Below are 17,497 nucleotides of genomic sequence, written 5' to 3'. Positions count from 1 at the left end.
CCCGCGGCGCGGTATCCGCGGTCCCCGTCGCGAATCGGTGGGCCTCGTCGATGAGGTCTGCCAGTGCGGCGGCGTCCTGGGCCAGCTTGCCGTGCGCCTCGCGGATGGCGTCGAAGTACTCACCGCGTGTCTCCTGCTGTTCGATGAACGAGGGCTTCATGAGGATCACGTTACGGGTACCCACTGACATTGCCCGCGGCATCCGCCCGCCGTGCCGTGCCCTGTGGATAACCTGATCAACAGTGGAATGTGGAGGGATTGATTCATCCGCACACGGACTTCGGTTCACGGTTCTGGGAACGCGAACCTGACCCATCGCGGGGTTGTGGAGTATGAATGAGCCAGGGTGACTGGAAGTGGAACCGAGGACGACCCGTGGCAGTTGGGGACCGCCCCCGGTACGTCGCGGTACACGATGTACCGGGACGAGCAGGGTGACCCACCGGCCGTCGTGTGCCAGGTGGGGGCGACGACGCTGAAGTACCGCGTGAGCGCGATCGTCGATCTGACCGCCTGGTTGCGTGAACGCGGAGACTGGGTCGCGCTCGGGGCCGCTGACGAAACGAAGCCGGCCGCCGAGGGCACGGTCGAGGCATGGGGGCGAGCCGAGAGCAACCCGGTCGGGGGCTGGTACGGCCTGCGCAAAGGGTATCGGGGCAGATTCGGCATGTACCTCCCGCCCCTGCTCGAGGCTCTGGGCCTCGTGGAACTCACCCACGAGGCACGCAACAACAGGGTGCGCGCCATCCCACAGAGTTGACGCGACCGCGCCCGGCCGTACGAGACCTGGATTCGGGTGTCGTCCCTCCCCAATTCCACGCACCGTGCGTTCTCCACATAAGCGCGGCCGGCCGACCAGTGGTGCGCCCGCCATCGCACACTCGGACTGTGCGAGCTGGGGCGGCGGAGACAGGCACGAGCCGTCGTCCCAGCTCGCATGCACCGGGTCATCCGCCCGGCGCACGACCGCGTGCAGGGAGAAGATCATGAGCGACACCATCACCGTGACCGGAATCGTGGCGACCTCGCCGCGCCACCTCGTGACCAGTTCAGGGCTGGCCATCACCTCTTTCCGGCTGGCGTCCGGCCAGCGCCGATTCGACCGCACCAAGCAGGCCTGGGTGGATGCCGACACCAACTGGTATTCGGTCTCGGCGTTTCGCCAACTCGCCCACAACGTGGTGGATTCGGTGCAGAAAGGGCAGCACGTCGTCGTGATCGGGCGTCTGCGCATCCGGGCCTGGGAGAACGCCGACCGCAACGGCACCTCGGTGGAGGTGGAGGCCGATTCCGTCGGGCACGACCTCGCCTGGTGCACCACGATCGCCCGGCGCACGGTGGCGTCCCCGGAACGTCAGCTCGATCCGTCGGCCGAGACCGCAGATTCCGCAGGTTCGGCTGAGGTCCAGTCGGAGGAGCCCGTCGAGTTGAGCCAGCCGGGCCCGCTGAGCCGGCCGGATCAGGATTCCGACGGGTTCCTGCCGGCCGGCAGCGCCACCCTGGTGAGCCTGGAGACGTAGCCGGGCGACGCGCTTCTCGGTCCGGCTCGAGGCTGGGCCGACTCGCAGCTTGGCCGGCTGGCATCTGGCAGACTCGGAGGGCTGACCGCGCCGCGGTCTCGGGAGGATGCAGCGTGCCGGCTTCACAGAGGATGGGACCCAGGCTCCATCGAACCGGCACCCCCACCGGCACCGGCACCCGGATCCGACACCGGACGGGCCAGGTCGGGCTGATTACGGTGCTCAGCGTGATCGCGGGTCTCGGCCTCGTCGGGTGCTCCGCCACGTCGCCGGGACCGACTCCGGCTCGGACATCGGCGCCCTCGGCGAGCCCGTCGGAGAACGCCACCCCGTCCCCAAGTGCGGCGCCGGTGGCCGGCCCCGTGCTGCGGCCCGAGCTCGACGCCGCGGCCAACCTCGACTATTTCGACGCCGTCGCAGCCGCGGTCGTGGCCGCCGATTCCGGCGCCGGCGGGCGCGCGTTCATCGACGCGCTCGCCCGGGGCGGCTTCGACAAGGCCCAGATGTCCGTCACCTTCGACGACACCAGCGCCGAGCTCGCCGCGGACTCGATCCAGTTCGCCGTGCGCATGGGCGAAGAGTGCCTGATCGGACAGAACGGTCCGGCCACCGGCGGCTATCACGGCGCCGTCCTGCCGGTGCTGGGTTCGGGAACGTGTCTGGTCGGGGTCACGCGCCAAATAGACTGGTAAGCACTATGGCTGAATTTATCTACACGATGGTCCGCGCTCGCAAGGCGGTGGGCGACAAGCTCATCCTCGACGACGTCACCATGTCATTCTTCCCCGGCGCCAAAATCGGAATCGTGGGGCCGAACGGCGCGGGAAAGTCCACGATCCTCAAGATCATGGCCGGACTGGACACCCCCAGCAACGGCGAGGCGAAGCTCTCACCCGGCTACACGGTCGGCATCCTGATGCAGGAGCCCGAACTCGACGAGACCAAGACCGTCCTCGAGAACGTGCAGGAAGGCGTCGGCCCGATCAAGGCCAAGGTCGACCGGTTCAACGAAATCAGCCTCGCCCTCGCCGAACCCGACGCGGACTTCGACGCCCTGCTGGCGGAGATGGGCACCCTGCAGGAAGCCATCGACGCGGCCGACGCGTGGGACCTCGACTCCCAGCTCGAGCAGGCGATGGACGCCCTCCGCACCCCGCCGGGAGACTACGCCGTCGCGGACCTCTCCGGTGGTGAGAAGCGCCGCGTGGCGCTGACCAAGCTGCTGCTGCAGAAGCCCGACCTGCTCCTCCTCGACGAGCCCACTAACCACCTCGACGCCGAGAGCGTGCTCTGGCTGGAGCAGCACCTCGCCCAGTACCCCGGCGCAGTCCTCGCCGTCACCCACGACCGGTACTTCCTCGACCACGTGGCCGAGTGGATCGCCGAAGTGGACCGCGGCCACCTGTACCCCTACGAGGGCAACTACTCGACCTACCTCGAGAAGAAGCAGGAACGACTGCTGATCGCGGGCAAGAAGGACGCGAAGATGGCCAAGCGCCTCGCGGACGAGCTCGAGTGGGTGCGCTCGAACGCGAAGGGCCGTCAGGCGAAGTCCAAGGCGCGCCTCGCCCGTTACGAAGAGATGGCGGCGGCTGCCGAGAGCACCCGCAAGCTCGACTTCGAAGAGATCCAGATTCCCGTCGGACCGCGCCTTGGCGCCCAGGTCATCGACGCCAAGAAGGTCAAGAAGGGCTTCGGGGACCGGGTCCTGATCGAGGACCTCTCCTTCACCCTCCCGCGCAACGGCATCGTCGGCATCATCGGCCCGAACGGCGTGGGAAAGACCACCCTGTTCAAGACCATCGTCGGCCTTGAACCCCTCGACCAGGGCGAACTGAAGATCGGCGAGACCGTCGACATCTCCTACGTCGACCAGAGCCGAAGCGGCATCGACCCGAACAAGTCGCTGTGGGAGGTCGTCTCCGACGGCCAGGACTACATCCAGGTCGGCAAGACCGAGATCCCGTCCCGCGCCTACGTCTCCACGTTCGGGTTCAAGGGTCCGGACCAGCAGAAGAAGGCCGGCGTGCTCTCCGGTGGAGAGCGCAACCGCCTGAACCTGGCGCTCACCCTCAAGCAGGGCGGCAACCTGCTGCTGCTCGACGAGCCCACTAACGACCTGGACGTCGAAACGCTCGGCTCGCTCGAGAACGCGCTGCTCGAATTCCCCGGCTGCGCCGTGGTGATCACTCACGACCGGTGGTTCCTCGACCGGATCGCGACCCACATCCTCTCGTATGAGGGCACCGACGAAGACCCGGCCAACTGGTACTGGTTCGAGGGCAACTTCGAATCGTACGAACAGAACAAGATCGCTCGGCTCGGCCCGGATGCCGCCAAGCCGCACCGTTCCGCGTACCGCAAGCTCACGCGCGACTAGGACCCCGGATGAAGCTGCACGTTCCCGTCCGGCTGCGCTGGTCAGACCTTGACGCGTACGGCCACGTCAACAACGCCGAGATGCTGCGCCTCCTGGAGGATGCGCGGATCCAGGCGTTCTGGCCGGACGAGGACGGCACCGGCCCCGGGGCCGAAGGCGGCACCGCGGTGCTGGACGGGCGGCCGGGGGCGGCGACGCTGACTCTCATCGCGCGACTGGAAGCCGAGTACCTCGCGCCGATCCCGTACCTGAGACAGCCCGTGGACATCCGTCTGTGGCTGGGCAAGCTCGGCGGCGCCAGCCTCGAGGTCTGCTACGAGGTCTGGAGCCCGGTCGGCGTCGAGCCGGCGAAGCTGTACGCCCAGGCGAGCACCACGATCGTGCTCGTCGATGCCGTGACCGAGCGCCCGCGCAAGATCAACGAGGTCGAACGAGCCGCCTGGGCGCCCTACGTGGACGAGCCGATCAGGTTCACCCGGCGCGCGTCCCTGCCGGAGGCCTGAGGCCCGGGCTTCGCCGACGGGGTGGTTCAGCCGGCAGAGGCAATCAGCCCGCGGAGACGGTGTCGTCGGTGACGGTGACCTTCACGGATGCAAGCGCGGTCGTCGCCGGTCCGGCGAGGACCTCGCCGGTGGCCGCGTCGAATTTGGACCCGTGGCAGGGGCAGTCGAATTTCTTGTCCAGGGGTTTGACGACGCAGCCCTGGTGGGTGCAGATGGCGCTGAACCCGACCACGGTGCCCTCGGTCGGCTGGCTGAGCATGATCGGCTTGCCGTTCAGTTCGGCCACGATCGAGCCGCCCACGGGAATGTCGGCCAGCTTGGCGACCTCGACCGGCCCGCCGGAGCCCGCCCCGCCCGAATCGGGGGAGCCGGTGCTGCAGCCGACCAGGGCCACCGCTGTTCCGGCGGTGCCGAGCAGGATCGCGCTGCGGCGGGAGATGTCGGTGGGCTTCGTCATATCGGTCTACTCCGCGTTGGTGGGCACGCGCAGCATGCCCTCCTGGGCGACCGTCGCCAGGAGCAGGCCGGACCGGCTGAAGATGCTGCCGGTGGAGAGCCCGCGTCCGCCCTGGGCGGTCGGGGAATCCTGCACGTACAGCATCCACTCGTCGGCCCGGCCGAAGCGGTGGAACCACATCGCGTGGTCGAGGCTGGCGACCTTGAGCCCCGGCGTGGCCCAGGCGATGCCGTGCCGCCGCATGATGGGCTCCATGATCGAGTAGTCGCTCGCGTAGGCCAGCGCCGCCCGGTGCAGGTCGGGGTCGTCGGGGAGCGGCCCGAGGGTCTTCATCCACACGGCCTGGCGGGACGTGTGCTCGCCGTTCACCGTGAGGTAGATCGGCGAGGGAACGTGCCGCATGTCGAAGGGGCGCTCACTGGCCCAGTACCGGGCGATCGAGTGGTCGACCTGCGCGAGCGATTCCGCGGCGGTCGGGAGGGATTCCGGAGCGGGGAGGTCGGAGGGCATCTCGATGTGGTGTTCGAGCCCCTCGTCCACGTCCTGGAAGGACGCGATCATCGACAGGATCGGGTGCCCGTCCTGGTAGGCCTGTGTGCGGCGGGTGGAGAAGGAACGGCCGTCGTGGATGCGGTCCACAGAAAAGGTGATCGGCTGGCCCACGTCGCCGGGGCGCAGGAAGTAGCCGTGCATGGAGTGCACGTGCCGGTCGTCCGGCACGGTCCTCATCGCGGCGACGAGGGACTGGGCGAGCACCTGTCCGCCGAAGACGCGGCCGAGCGGCATCCACTGCGACGGGCCGGTGAAGATGTCTTCGCTGGTGCGGGCTCCCGTGTCCGTGAGGTCGAGAGCGGTCAGGAGACCTTCCATTTGGATATCCATGCGGCCTCCTCAGGCGGGCGACGCAGGGTCCGGACGGCCCCGCGCGTACTTGGTAGTTTAGGAGTAGATGAGCAAGTCATTTTCTCTCCCAGACTCCCTGTCCCTTCGCGATCTTCAGGTGTACCTCTCCCGTGCCGGCCGGGTGGAGGACGGTTCCGTGCGCCTGATCCAGGCTGCGGGCGTGCTCGCCGTCTACACCGCCATCCTCTATCCCCGCGGCCTGCTGGACTCCAGCCCGACCGTGCTGGGCCTGCGCACGTTCGCGCTCACCGCCCCGGTCGACCTCGACGCGGTGGTGCCCGTGCGCTCCCTCCTCGACCGGCTCGCCCGGCTGACCGCGGCGGTGTCGGAGCCGGAGGCTGCGGTGACCGTGACGGTGCCGCTCGAGGTGACCACGGTGACGTGGGCCGGGATCTCGCCGCCCACGGGCGGCTGGACCCTGCTGGGCCAGACGGATGCCGCGCTGCTCGAGGGTGCCGCGAAGACCGGCATCGAAGAAGTCGCCGCGGTCATCCCGTCCGGGACCGGCGCGCAGATCGTGCAGCGGGTGCGGTCCGAGGTCTGGAGCCGCCCGATCCCCGGCCTGGAGATCGTGCCGTCCGGCGCCGCCTTCGCCGCCGTCAGCCTCGGCTTCCTGGCGAAGGACGAACCCGTGCGCCTGTACGAGACGGGCCTGTGGACCCGGATGAGCACGAGCCGCGGCCACATCCTGGTGCGCCGCAAGTCCTGGTCGCTCCAGGCCTGATCCGCCTCACCGAGTCCGCCTCACCGAGTCCGCCTCACCGAGTCCGCCTACCCGAGTCCGCCTACCCGAGTGGGGCGTCCCCGGCGGCCAGCAGGGCCGCCCAGAGGTCGGCCCGCGCGTGGAACGTGCCGAGGTCCCGGCCGAGCAGAGCCTCGGCCTGGTCGATCCGGCCACGCACGGTGTGGCGGTGCACCCCCAGTTCGGCCGCGGCCGGGCCGAACTGGCCGTTCTGCTCGAGCCATGCCCGGAGGGTCCCCAGCAGCGCCGTGCCGTGCGCGGCATCGTGGTCGGAGAGCGGCCGGAGGGTGGCGCGGCCGACTTCGGAGGCATCCGTGCGGGCCAGGAACGCCAGCACCCCCTGCCGGGAGATGACCTCGAACTCGACGATTCCGGGGGCGCCCTCGTTGGATCGCTCGAGCGATTGCCGGGCCTGGGCGACCAGATGCTGCAGTGACGGGTAGCCGCCGTGGTCGGACACCCCGACGTGCAGCCCGAAGCTCACCAGCTCGTCGAGGAGCGGACCGCCGGTCTGGTCGACGCAGAGCATGACCGACCTGCCCTCGCGGGCGAAGAAGAGCTGCCCGGGTCGTTCCTCCACGCGCAGCTCGAGGAACTCGGTCAGGGCGTCCAGGCGTTCGGGCAGGGGCTCGACGATGGCGATCCGCACCGGCTCGTGGGGGAGCGGCCCCCACATCTCGCGGGAGATGGTCTGGGCGAGCTCCACGTCCCCGCCGAGGAGCGCGTGCAGCAGGCCCGAGCGCAGGTGGCCGCGGGCACGGTCCAGGGCACTGTTCTGCTCGAGCGCGAGCCCGGCCATCGCGATGACGCTGGTCACCACCTCCTGGCTTGCCTGGTCGAGTTCGGTGGCACCGCCGAGGGCCAGCACGCCGCGGAGCTGGTCCCGCCGGCCCAGCGTCTGCAGGGTCAGGGTCTCGCCGCCCTCGTCGAGGGTGGTGCTGGCCCGCTGCCCGCGGTGCAGCAGCCGGGCGGCCTCCTGCTGCACCCGGGCCAGGGAGCCCCGGGAGTTCGCGCCGCCCGAGGCCGCGAACGTGTCCCGCGGGAAGACCCGGTCGAGGGCGCCGCTCGCGTCGAACAGCGCCACCCAGTGGTTCAGCTGCCGGGACAGTTCGCTGAGCGTGGCGCTGAGGCCGTCCGGCCGGAGGGCGGCGAGCGAGATCGCACGCTGGGCTCCGAGCGCCCAGGTGTGCCGGGCGTAGCGCAGCTCCGCGACGAGGTCGCCGGCCGCGCGGGCGACCGCGATGAAGGGCGTGCCGTAGGGCACCTCGACCAGGGGCAGGCCGTGGGCGAGGCAGGCGGCGACCAGCGGATCGGGCGTGCCGTCGCGCACGACCTCGGTGCCGAAGCCGAGGGCGGCGATGCCGCGGGCGCGTAGCCGCGACACGTACTCGGCGTAGAAGGCATCCGTCGTGCCCTCGGCGGCGAATTGAGTGCCCGTGGTGAGCAGCACCTGGCCGGCGGAGAGGAACGGCGTCGGGTCGGCCAGGTCGGAGCTGTGCACCCATTCCACGGACTGCTCCAGCGCCTGGGCCGGCAACGATGCCTCGGGTGTGAGCAGGCGCAGCCGCAGACCCGGCTGGTCGAGCAGGCGGCGCAGGGGCGGCAGCAGCGGCGGGGCCGCGATCGGGGACATGGACCAAGTGTACAAGATGGCGGATTACTCCCATGGGAATGTACAGAATGGCGGGTGCCGGCGCACCGCGAGCCGCCATAGAGTGTGGCAATTGGCATCGTCGCCGGCAGCGCGCCGATGCATCTCGGTCCCAGAACTGGAGCAGCCATGACCATTGTCGAATCCCTTGCCCAAGAAACCCCCGTCGGCGGACCCTCCCTCCCGCAGGAGCGACGCCTCGTCACGGCGATCCCCGGTCCGAAGTCGCAGGAACTCAGCGCCCGCAAGGCGCAGGCCGTCTCGGCCGGCGTGGGCGTCACCCTGCCCGTGTACATCGTGGCCGCCGGCGGCGGCGTGCTGGTCGACGTGGACGGCAACTCCCTGATCGACCTCGGCAGCGGCATCGCCGTGACCGGGATCGGCAACAGTGCCCCCGAGGTGGTCGCGGCCGTCGCCGCCCAGCTCGCCCAGTTCACGCACACCTGCTTCACCGTCGCGCCCTACGACTCCTACATCGCCGTGGCCGAAACGCTCAACCGGCTCACCCCCGGCGACCACCCCAAGCGCAGCGCGCTGTTCAACTCCGGCGCCGAGGCCGTGGAGAACGCGGTCAAGATCGCCCGGCACTACACCGGCAAGCAGGCCGTCGTCGCCTTCGACCACGCGTACCACGGCCGCACCACGCTCACCATGGGCCTGACGGCCAAGAACCAGCCCTACAAGAACGGTTTCGGCCCCTTCGCCGCGGAGATCTACCGCGCGCCGATGTCCTACCCCTACCGTGACGGCGGCCTGGACGGCGTTGCCGCGGCCACCCGCGCCATCTCCCAGATCGAGAAGCAGATCGGGGCGGACAACCTCGCGGCCCTGATCATCGAGCCGATCCAGGGCGAGGGCGGCTTCATCGTTCCCGCCCCGGGCTTCCTGCCCACCCTGGTCGCGTGGTGCCGCGCCAACGGGGTCGTCTTCATTGCCGACGAGGTGCAGACCGGCTTCGCCCGCACCGGCGACATGTTCGCGAGCGAGCACGAAGGCATCGTGCCGGACATCATGGTGATGGCCAAGGGCATCGCCGGCGGCCTGCCCCTCTCCGCCGTCACCGGCCGGGCCGAGATCATGGACGCCCCCCAGGTCGGCGGCATCGGCGGCACCTACGGCGGCAACCCGCTCGCCTGCGCCGCGGCCCTCGCGACCATGGAAAGCTACGAGAAAGACGACCTGGCCCGGCGGGCGCGGGACATCGGCGTCATCATGACCGGTCGACTGAACGCACTGCGGGCCGTCGACAAGCGCGTCGGCGACGTACGCGGTCGCGGTGCCATGATCGCGATCGAACTCGTCGACCCGGTCACCGGCGACCCGGATGCCGCCCTCACCGGCCGCATCGTGTCCGCCGCCCACGCGCAGGGAGTCATCCTGCTCACCTGCGGCACCTACGGCAACGTGATCCGCTTCCTGCCGCCGCTGAGCATCCCCGACGCCCTCCTGGTCGAGGGCCTGCAGGTTCTCGCGAGCGCCCTGGCCGCCGCATGAGCCTGCTCGAGGCCGCGCCGGCGCCCCTGGCGCTGCCGCAGGCGACCCCGCAGGCGACCCCCCTGGCCACCCCGCTCGACGACGCACGCTCCCAGCTCCGCGCCGCCATCGGCGTGCTCGGCTACAGCGACGGCCTGCACTCCCTGCTCGCCACCCCGCGGCGCGAGATGACGGTCGCCGTGCCGCTCCGCCGCGACGACGGAACCACCCGCCTCTTCACCGGCTACCGGGTGCAGCACAACCTGTCCCGCGGCCCCGCGAAGGGCGGCCTGCGCTACAGCCCGAACGTCACCCTCGACGAGGTGCGTGCCCTCGCCATGTGGATGACCTGGAAATGCGCCCTGCTGGACGTGCCGTACGGCGGTGCCAAGGGCGGAGTCACCATCGACCCCCGCCTGTTCTCCCAGCCCGAACTGGAACGCGTCACCCGCCGCTACACCAGCGAGATCCTGCCCATCATCGGCCCGGAGAAGGACATCCCGGCACCCGACATGGGCACCGACGAGCGCACCATGGCCTGGATCATGGACACCTACTCCGTCAACGTCGGCTACACCGTCCCCGGGATCGTGACCGGCAAGCCGATCAGCCTGGGCGGCTCCCACGGCCGCGCCAGCGCCACCTCGCGCGGCGTTACCCACATGGCCATCGCGGCGTTGAAGCACCGCGGCATCCGTCCCGAAGGGGCGACCGCGGCGGTGCAGGGCTTCGGCAAGGTCGGTCACGACGCCGCCGTCTTCCTCACCGACGCCGGCGTGCGCGTGGTGGCCGTGAGCGACCAGTACGGCGCCGTGTACAACGCCGCCGGCCTCGACTTCGAACGGCTCAGCGCGCACGTCGCCACGACCGGCAGGGTCGTCGGCTTCGCCGGGGCCGAACCGATCGACGGGGACGCCCTGCTCGAACTGCCCGTCGACCTGCTCGTGCCGGCCGCCGTCGAAGGCGTGCTGCACGAGGGCAACGCGGCGCGCGTCACCGCGCGGGTCATCGTCGAGGGTGCCAACGGCCCCACCTCGCCCGCGGCCGACGCCATCTTCGCCGCCAACGGGCAGCTCGTTGTGCCCGATATCCTCGCCAACGCCGGCGGCGTCATCGTCTCCTACTTCGAATGGGTGCAGGGCAACCAGGCCTACTGGTGGAACGCCGCGGAGGTCGAGCACAAACTGGCCGAACGGATGCTCGCCGCCTGGCACCAGGTCGTCGACTACGCCGCCGCCCGCGACCTGTCCCTGCGCGCCGCCGCCACCGTGCTCGCCGTCGAACGGGTCGCGGAAGCGCACCTGCTGCGCGGCCTCTACCCCTGATCCCAGTCCGGCACCGTCCCCCCTCCTGCATTACCCGCATCGCATCGGAAAGAGAATCATCGTGTCCACCCGTGAAACCGAACTGCTCGCCCGCGTCCCGGCCGGCCTCTACATCGACGGCGCCTGGCAGCAGGGCGGCGGCGAGCCGATCGACGTCACCGACCCGGCGACGGGCGTTGTGCTCAAACAGATCGCCAACGCGGATGCCGCCGACGGCATCCGTGCCCTCGACGCGGCCGTCGCCGCGGCCGACTCGTGGGCGGCCACCGCGCCGCGGGTGCGGGCCGAGATCCTGCGCCGCGCCTTCGACCTGCTGCAGGAGCGCCGCGACGACTTCGCCCTGCTGATGACGATGGAGATGGGCAAGCCGCTCGCCGAGGCCAACGGCGAAGTCACCTACGGCGGGGAGTTCCTGCGCTGGTTCAGCGAGGAGGCCGTGCGCATCAGCGGCCGCTACGGGCTGAACCCCGAGGGCACCGGCTCCATGGTCGTGTCCCAGCGGCCGGTGGGCCCGTGCCTGCTGATCACGCCGTGGAACTTCCCGCTCGCCATGGCCACCCGCAAGATCGCCCCGGCGCTCGCCGCCGGCTGCACGGTCGTCGTGAAGCCGGCCGAGCTGACCCCGCTGACCACCCTGTTCTTCGTGCAACTGCTCGAGGACGCGGGCGTCCCGGCCGGCGTCGTCAACGTGATCACGACCTCGGACTCGTCGACCGTGGCCGCGCCGATCATCGCCGACCCCCGGCTGCGCAAGCTCAGCTTCACCGGGTCCACCGCCGTCGGCCGCAAGCTGATCGTGCAGGCCGCCCAGGGGGTGCTGCGCACCTCGATGGAACTGGGCGGCAACGCCCCGTTCGTCGTGTTCGAGGACGCGGACCTGGACAAGGCCGTCGAGGGCGCCATGCTGGCGAAGTTCCGCAACATCGGCCAGGCCTGCACCGCGGCCAACCGGTTCATCGTGCACGAGTCGGTGGCGGGCGAGTTCGCCCGCCGCGTGGCCGACCGGGTCACCGCGCTGAAGATGGGCCGCGGCACCGAGTCCGGCGTCACCATCGGCCCCCTCGTCAACGAGGCCGCCGTCGCCGGCACCGACGCGCTCGTCAAGGACGCGCTGGCCCACGGCGCCACCCTGCTCACCGGCGGGGTGCGCCCGGCCGGCCCCGGCTCCTTCTACGAGCCGACCGTGCTGACCGGCGTCACGCCGGGCAGCGCCATCCTGAGCGAAGAGATCTTCGGCCCCGTCGTGGGAATCGTCACCTTCACCGACGAGGCCGAGGCCGTGCGTTTGGCCAACTCGACCGAATACGGGCTGGTCAGCTACGTCTTCACCCAGGACCTGGCCCGCGGGCAGCGGATGATCGCCCAGCTGGACACTGGAATGATGGGGTTGAACACGGGGTTGGTTTCCAACGCCGCGGCCCCGTTCGGCGGCGTCAAACAGTCCGGTCTCGGCCGGGAAGGCGGGCTCGAGGGAATCCACGAGTACCTGTCCACCAAGTACACGCTCATCCCGGTCTCCTGACCGTTCATCGACTCCCACCATCCGCGGCATCAGCAACCACCAGCATCCAGGGGAAACAACAATGACCATCATCGAACGTGACATCGTCATCATCGGCGCCGGCGCATCCGGCCTGACCGCCGCGACCGCGCTGCAGAAGGCCGGCCACACCGTGGCCGTGCTCGAAGCGCGCGACCGCGTCGGCGGCCGGCTCTGGACCGACGACATCGAGGGCGCCATGCTCGAGATCGGCGGCCAGTGGGTCTCGCCCGACCAGGACGCGCTCAAGGACACCATCGCGGAGCTCGGCCTCGAGACCTTCGCGCGGTACCGCGACGGCGAGAGCGTCTACGTCAACGCGGCGGGCGAGCGCACCCGGTTCGAGGGCGAGATCTTCCCAGTCTCTCCCGACACCGAGCGGGAGATCGTGCGCCTGATCGAGAAGCTGGACGGGCTCGTCGCCGAAACCGACCCCGACCGGCCGTGGACGCACCCGCAGGCGAAGGAACTCGACGAGATCTCCTTCAGCGCCTGGCTGGAGCAGGAGACCACCGACCAGGAGGCCCGCGACAACATCGGCATGTTCATCGCCGGTGCCATGCTGACCAAGCCGGCCCACGCGTTCTCCACCCTGCAGGCGCTGCTGATGGCGGCCAGTGCCGGCAGCTTCAGCAACCTCGTCGACGCCGACTTCATCCTGGACGAGCGCGTCGTCGGGGGCCTGCAGCAGGTGCCGATCCTGCTCGCCGAGCGCCTCGGCGACGACGTGTTCCTCGGCCAGGCCGTGCGCGCCCTGCGCTGGAACGCGGACGGCGTCGTGGCCGTCACCGACCAGCTCGAGGTGCACGCGCGCCGCGTGATCGTGGCCGTCCCACCGGTGCTCTACAACCGGATCTCGTTCGAACCCCCGCTTCCGCGCCGCCAGCACCAGCTGCACCAGCACCTGTCGATGGGTTTTGTGATCAAGGTGCACGCGGTCTACGAGACCCCGTTCTGGCGCGAGGACGGCCTGTCCGGCACGGCCTTCAGCCCGTACGAGCTCGTGCACGAGGCCTACGACAACACGAACTTCGGCGACACCCGTGGCACGTTCGTCGGATTCGTCTCCGACGAAGCGGCCGACGAGGTCTTCACCCTCACGGCGGAGGAACGCAAGCAGCGCATCCTCACCTCGCTTTCGCACTACTTCGGCGAGAAGGCGCTCACGCCGGTCGTGTACTACGAGAGCGACTGGGGCACCGAGGAATGGACCCGCGGTGCCTACGCGGCCAGCTTCGACCTGGGCGGGCTGGCCCGGTACGGCGCCGACCTGCGCACGCCGGTGGGACCGATCTCGTTCTCCTGCAGCGACCTGGCCGGCAAGGGGTACCAGCACGTCGACGGCGCCATCCGGATGGGCCGCGACACGGCGGCCCTGGTCGCAGCCGGACTCTAGCCGCGCCGCCGGATGCCGGCTGCCGGCATCCGTCTCGCGGCGCACCTTCGGGGCGCGGGCGCATGCTCCAGCCTGCGCCCGCGTGCACAGGGTGCGCCGCGACGCCGGGGCTGCGTCTAGAGCGCCGCGGCGACCGCGCTACCCGCGGTGCGGCCCGTGAACAGGCACCCGCCGAGGAAGGTGCCCTCGAGCGAGCGGTAGCCGTGCATGCCGCCGCCGCCGAACCCGCTGGCCTCCCCGGCCGCGTACAGGCCGGGGATCGGCTGGCCGTCCGCGCCCAGGGCCCGGGCGGACAGGTCGGTTTCGATGCCGCCGAGGCTCTTCCGGGTGAGGATGTGCAGCTTCACCGCGATCAGGGGCCCGTTCTTCGGGTCGAGCAGTTTGTGCGGGCTGGCGACGCGGATGAGACGGTCGCCCCGATAGTGCCGCGCCTGCCGGATCGCGTTGATCTGGGCATCCTTTGAGAAACCGTTGTCGAGTTCCCGGTCCCGGGCGCGGATCTCCCGCTCGACGTTGGTGAAGTCCAGGCGCACCTCAGGTGCACGCTGCTATATGCCGGTCAGCAGGTCGTGCAGGGTGTCGGCGACGACGAAGTCGACGCCCTTCTCCTTGAACGCCTCCACCGGCCCCGGCGCGCCCGGGAGAAGCCTCTTCGCTAGCAACGGCAGGTTCCGGCCGGTCAGGTCGGGGTTCTGCTCACTGCCGGAGAGGGCGAATTCCTTCTGGATGATCTTCTGGGTGAGCACGAACCAGCTGTGCTCGTGTCCGGTCTTGAGGATGTACTCCAGCGAGCCGAGGGTGTCGAACCCGGGGAAGAGCGGCCCGGGCAGTCGTGCGCCGGTGGCGTCGAGCCAGAGGGAGGACGGACCGGGGAGGATACGGATGCCGTGGGCGGCCCAGACCGGGTCCCAGTTCGTGATCCCCTCGGTGTAGTGCCACATCCGGTCCCCGTTGATCAGGCGCGCGCCGCCCCGCTCGCTGATGCCGAGCATCCGTCCGTCGACGTGCGCCGGGACGCCGGAGAGAAGCTTCTTCGGCGCCGTGCCCAGGCGCGTCGGCCACTGGGCGCGCACGAGGTCGTGGTTGCCGCCGATGCCTCCGCTGGTGACGATCACGGCCGAGGCCCGCAGTTCGAAGTCACCCACCGGGTCGCGTGAACTCGCTGTGCCGCGTTCCGCGCCGTCGTCGGCGAGGCGCACTCCGCGGACGCCCACCACGCCGCCGTCCTCGATGAGGAGCTCGTCGACCCGGTGCCGATGCAGTGCGCTCACCTGGCCGGCCTGAACGCCCTGCCTCACCCGCGTGATGAAGGGCGTCAGGAGTGCCGGGCCGGTGCCCCAGACGATGTGGAACCGCGGCACCGAGTTGCCGTGTTCGAGGGCCGTGTACCCGCCGCGCTCGGCCCAGCCGACGACCGGGAAGAACCGGATGCCCAGATCGTGCAGCCAGGCACGTTTCTCGCCGCTGGCGAAGTCGAGGTAGGCATCCGCCCACAGGGTCGGCCAGTAGTCCTCGGCCCGGTCGAAGCCGGCGCTCGCGAACCAGTCCTGGCGGGCGAGCTCGGGGGAGTCGTGAACGCCGAGGCGGCGCTGCTCGGGGGAGTCGACCAGGAAGAGCCCGCCGAACGACCACCAGGCCTGGCCGCCGATGGACGCGGCGCCCTCCTGGTCGACCAGGAAGACACGTTTGCCGGCATCCAGCAGCTCACACGTCGCGACGAGCCCGGCGAGGCCGGAGCCCACGACGATGACATCGGCTTCGGTCGGGGCGGCGCGACGGGGAACCGGGTTCATCGTGACTCCATCGTCAGCGGTGCTATCGGGAGGACAGCGGGTTACTCGTCGAACGTGTTCAGCATGGCGAACGCGGCGCGCTCGAGGTAGTCCCACAGGGTGTCACGCTGCAGCGGGGGCAGCTCGCAGCTGTCGACGGCGGCGCGCATGTGTCTGAGCCAGCGGTCGCGGGCATCCGGGTTGACCTTGAACGGCTGGTGGCGCTGGCGCAGGCGCGGGTGGCCGCGCTGCTCGCTGTACGTGCCCGGACCGCCCCAGTACTGCTCGAGGAACATCGTGAGCCGCTCGACGGCCGGCCCGAGGTCGGCCTCCGGGTACATCGGCTTCAGCACCGGGTCGGTGGCGACGCCGCGGTAGAACTCGGCGACCAGTTTCTCGAAGAACGGTCGCCCGCCGACCTGCTCGTAAAACGACGGGCCGAGGGCCGCGCCGTCCTCACCGCCGCGGAGGTGGACCCCGGCGGGGGTGGCGGGGAAAACTGGGGTGGCGTCATTCGTCATCGCGGATCTCCGGGTCGGGTGCGGTGTTCCTGGCTGGTTCGGTCTTCGGCGTTTCAGCTTTCGGCGATTCGGCCCTGGGCGTTACCGGCCTGGGCGTTACCGGCCTGGGCGTTATCGGCCTGGACGCTTCGGATTTGGGCGCTTCCGGCTTGGACGCTGCCGGCTTGGACGCTTCGGGTTCGGCCTTTTCGGGTGTCACCGTGTCGGCCTTGGGCCGGCGCGGGGCCCGCGGCGCCTTGTTCTTCCTCATCGTCACCGGGGCGGTGAAGGGGCTGGTGGCGATGTCGGGCATCGACGCGGCTGCTTCGACGGCCGCGTCGGGTGCATCTTCGAAGGCGGGGGTCGTGCCGGCGTTGATGGCGCCATCCTTGCCGGCCATGACAACGCTGTTCAGCGGGGTCAGGCCGATGCCCAGGCCGTCGAGAGCCTTCTTCAGGTGCAGGCGCAGGTCGCGCGCGAAGTCCCACTTCGCCGCGACCCGGGTCTTCACCACGAGGCGCACGACGAGGGCCTCCGCGGAGATCGATTCGAGTCCCCAGATTTCGGGCTTCTCGAGGATGACGGGGCGCCACTTGCGGCTGGAGGCCAGGGCCTTCGCCACCCGGAGCAGCTCGTTCTGAACGGCTTCCACGTCGGACGAGTAGGGAATAGCGAGGTCGATGATGACGCGGGCCCAGCCCTGGGACATGTTGCCGACCCGCAGGATCTCGCCGTTGCGCACGAACCAGAGCGTGCCGTCGACGTCGCGCACCTGGGTGACACGGATGCCGACGGTCTCGACGACGCCGGAGGCGAAGCCCACGTCGACGATGTCGCCCACGCCGATCTGGTCCTCGACGACCATGAACAGGCCGTTCAGGATGTCCTTGACGATGTTCTGCGCGCCGAAACCCAGGCCGGCGCCGAGAGCGGCCGTGAGCAGGGCGAAGGACCCCAGGATGTCCGTGTTGATGATGTTGACGATCAACAGGATCGACACGATCAGCAGGGTGACGTTGAGGATGTTGGAGAGCACGGAGCCGAGGGTGCGGGTGCGCTGCACCACGCGCACCGCCGCCAGGGGGGAGACGCTCAGGGCCTGCGTGTCCAGTACGTTCTGGTTCTTCTTGACCCCGGAGACGATCTGCTGCACGACCCGTTCGATCACGAAGTGCAGCACCCAGCGCAGCACGAGTGCGCCCACGATGATGACGACGATGTTTATGGTCTTGAGCCACAGGTCGATCGTGAAAAATTGGGTGAGTTCAAGCCAGATTGCGTCAAAGTCCATAACGAGACGAGTCTACAGAGCCTCGTCCTGTCCGGATCCTGAGT

15 protein-coding genes and 1 pseudogene are annotated in these 17,497 nt (G+C 69.9%); 10 read left to right on the top strand and 6 right to left on the bottom strand.

Features of this window, described 5'->3' with window-relative positions:
- Positions 1-346 precede the first annotated feature (346 nt).
- The 5 genes from E3T42_RS14055 (at position 347) to E3T42_RS14035 (ending at position 4,403) form a co-directional block, all read left to right on the top strand.
- Complete coding sequence (locus E3T42_RS14055) at positions 347-760, top strand: DUF6855 family protein (RefSeq protein WP_134366559.1); 414 nt, start codon at positions 347-349, stop codon at positions 758-760.
- A 226-nt stretch (positions 761-986) separates the two neighbouring features.
- Entirely contained in the window at positions 987-1,520 is a 534-nt protein-coding gene (locus E3T42_RS14050; RefSeq protein ID WP_134366560.1) for a single-stranded DNA-binding protein, read from the top strand.
- A 113-nt stretch (positions 1,521-1,633) separates the two neighbouring features.
- On the top strand, positions 1,634-2,212 hold the full coding sequence (locus E3T42_RS14045) for a hypothetical protein (RefSeq protein WP_241976165.1): 579 nt from the start codon (positions 1,634-1,636) through the stop codon (positions 2,210-2,212).
- Positions 2,213-2,217: 5 nt separating this feature from the next.
- Positions 2,218-3,900 carry an energy-dependent translational throttle protein EttA gene (ettA, locus tag E3T42_RS14040; RefSeq protein WP_134366561.1) on the top strand — a complete coding sequence of 561 codons (1,683 nt, stop codon included), beginning with the start codon at positions 2,218-2,220 and terminating at the stop codon, positions 3,898-3,900.
- Between the two features lie 8 nt (positions 3,901-3,908).
- On the top strand, positions 3,909-4,403 hold the full coding sequence (locus E3T42_RS14035) for a thioesterase family protein (protein WP_134403172.1): 495 nt from the start codon (positions 3,909-3,911) through the stop codon (positions 4,401-4,403).
- 43 nt (positions 4,404-4,446) lie between these two features.
- On the opposite strand, the gene E3T42_RS14030 is transcribed toward E3T42_RS14035, so the two are convergent.
- On the bottom strand, positions 4,447-4,860 hold the full coding sequence (locus E3T42_RS14030) for a ubiquinol-cytochrome c reductase iron-sulfur subunit (protein WP_134366563.1): 414 nt from the start codon (positions 4,858-4,860) through the stop codon (positions 4,447-4,449).
- Positions 4,861-4,866: 6 nt separating this feature from the next.
- Positions 4,867-5,742 carry an acyl-CoA thioesterase II gene (locus tag E3T42_RS14025; RefSeq protein ID WP_241976163.1) on the bottom strand — a complete coding sequence of 292 codons (876 nt, stop codon included), beginning with the start codon at positions 5,740-5,742 and terminating at the stop codon, positions 4,867-4,869.
- 67 nt (positions 5,743-5,809) lie between these two features.
- Between E3T42_RS14025 and E3T42_RS14020 the strand changes: the two genes are divergently transcribed.
- A complete protein-coding gene (locus tag E3T42_RS14020) occupies positions 5,810-6,487 on the top strand; it encodes a hypothetical protein (RefSeq protein WP_134366564.1) in 678 nt (225 codons plus the stop codon).
- 61 nt (positions 6,488-6,548) lie between these two features.
- Here the strand turns inward: E3T42_RS14020 and E3T42_RS14015 are convergent, their stop codons facing one another.
- The gene (locus E3T42_RS14015; protein WP_134366565.1) at positions 6,549-8,138 is read right to left on the bottom strand and encodes a PucR family transcriptional regulator; all 1,590 of its coding nucleotides are present in this window, start codon (positions 8,136-8,138) and stop codon (positions 6,549-6,551) included.
- A gap of 147 nt (positions 8,139-8,285) precedes the next feature.
- Here E3T42_RS14015 and gabT point away from each other — a divergent pair, with 147 nt between their 5' ends.
- The 4 genes from gabT to E3T42_RS13995 are packed head-to-tail and all read left to right on the top strand — an operon-like array spanning position 8,286 to position 13,890.
- On the top strand, positions 8,286-9,650 hold the full coding sequence (gene gabT / locus E3T42_RS14010) for a 4-aminobutyrate--2-oxoglutarate transaminase (RefSeq protein WP_134366566.1): 1,365 nt from the start codon (positions 8,286-8,288) through the stop codon (positions 9,648-9,650).
- Positions 9,647-10,954 (top strand): Glu/Leu/Phe/Val dehydrogenase, encoded by a 1,308-nt coding sequence (locus E3T42_RS14005; RefSeq protein WP_134366567.1) that lies wholly within the window; start codon positions 9,647-9,649, stop codon positions 10,952-10,954. Before gabT ends, E3T42_RS14005 begins: the two co-directional genes overlap by 4 nt.
- 58 nt (positions 10,955-11,012) lie before the next feature.
- A complete protein-coding gene (locus E3T42_RS14000) occupies positions 11,013-12,476 on the top strand; it encodes an NAD-dependent succinate-semialdehyde dehydrogenase (protein ID WP_160141033.1) in 1,464 nt (487 codons plus the stop codon).
- 28 nt (positions 12,477-12,504) lie between these two features.
- Entirely contained in the window at positions 12,505-13,890 is a 1,386-nt protein-coding gene (locus E3T42_RS13995; RefSeq protein ID WP_338144976.1) for an NAD(P)/FAD-dependent oxidoreductase, read from the top strand.
- A gap of 116 nt (positions 13,891-14,006) precedes the next feature.
- On the opposite strand, the pseudogene E3T42_RS13990 reads toward E3T42_RS13995, so the two are convergent.
- The 3 genes and pseudogenes from E3T42_RS13990 to E3T42_RS13980 all read right to left on the bottom strand — a co-directional run bounded on the left by E3T42_RS13990 (position 14,007) and on the right by E3T42_RS13980 (position 17,453).
- A pseudogene (locus E3T42_RS13990) lies at positions 14,007-15,683 on the bottom strand (FAD-binding dehydrogenase).
- Positions 15,684-15,724: 41 nt separating this feature from the next.
- Positions 15,725-16,183 (bottom strand): globin, encoded by a 459-nt coding sequence (locus E3T42_RS13985; protein WP_134366570.1) that lies wholly within the window; start codon positions 16,181-16,183, stop codon positions 15,725-15,727.
- Positions 16,173-17,453 (bottom strand): mechanosensitive ion channel family protein, encoded by a 1,281-nt coding sequence (locus tag E3T42_RS13980; protein ID WP_134403170.1) that lies wholly within the window; start codon positions 17,451-17,453, stop codon positions 16,173-16,175. The genes E3T42_RS13985 and E3T42_RS13980 overlap by 11 nt, the downstream gene beginning before the upstream one ends.
- Positions 17,454-17,497 lie beyond the last annotated feature (44 nt).

The organism is Cryobacterium sp. TMT4-10 (genome assembly GCF_004403275.1).
Taxonomy (GTDB): Bacteria; Actinomycetota; Actinomycetes; order Actinomycetales; family Microbacteriaceae; genus Cryobacterium; species Cryobacterium shii.
The sequence above is the reverse complement of the archived record's forward strand: the minus strand, read 5'-3'. Positions and strand labels throughout refer to the sequence as shown.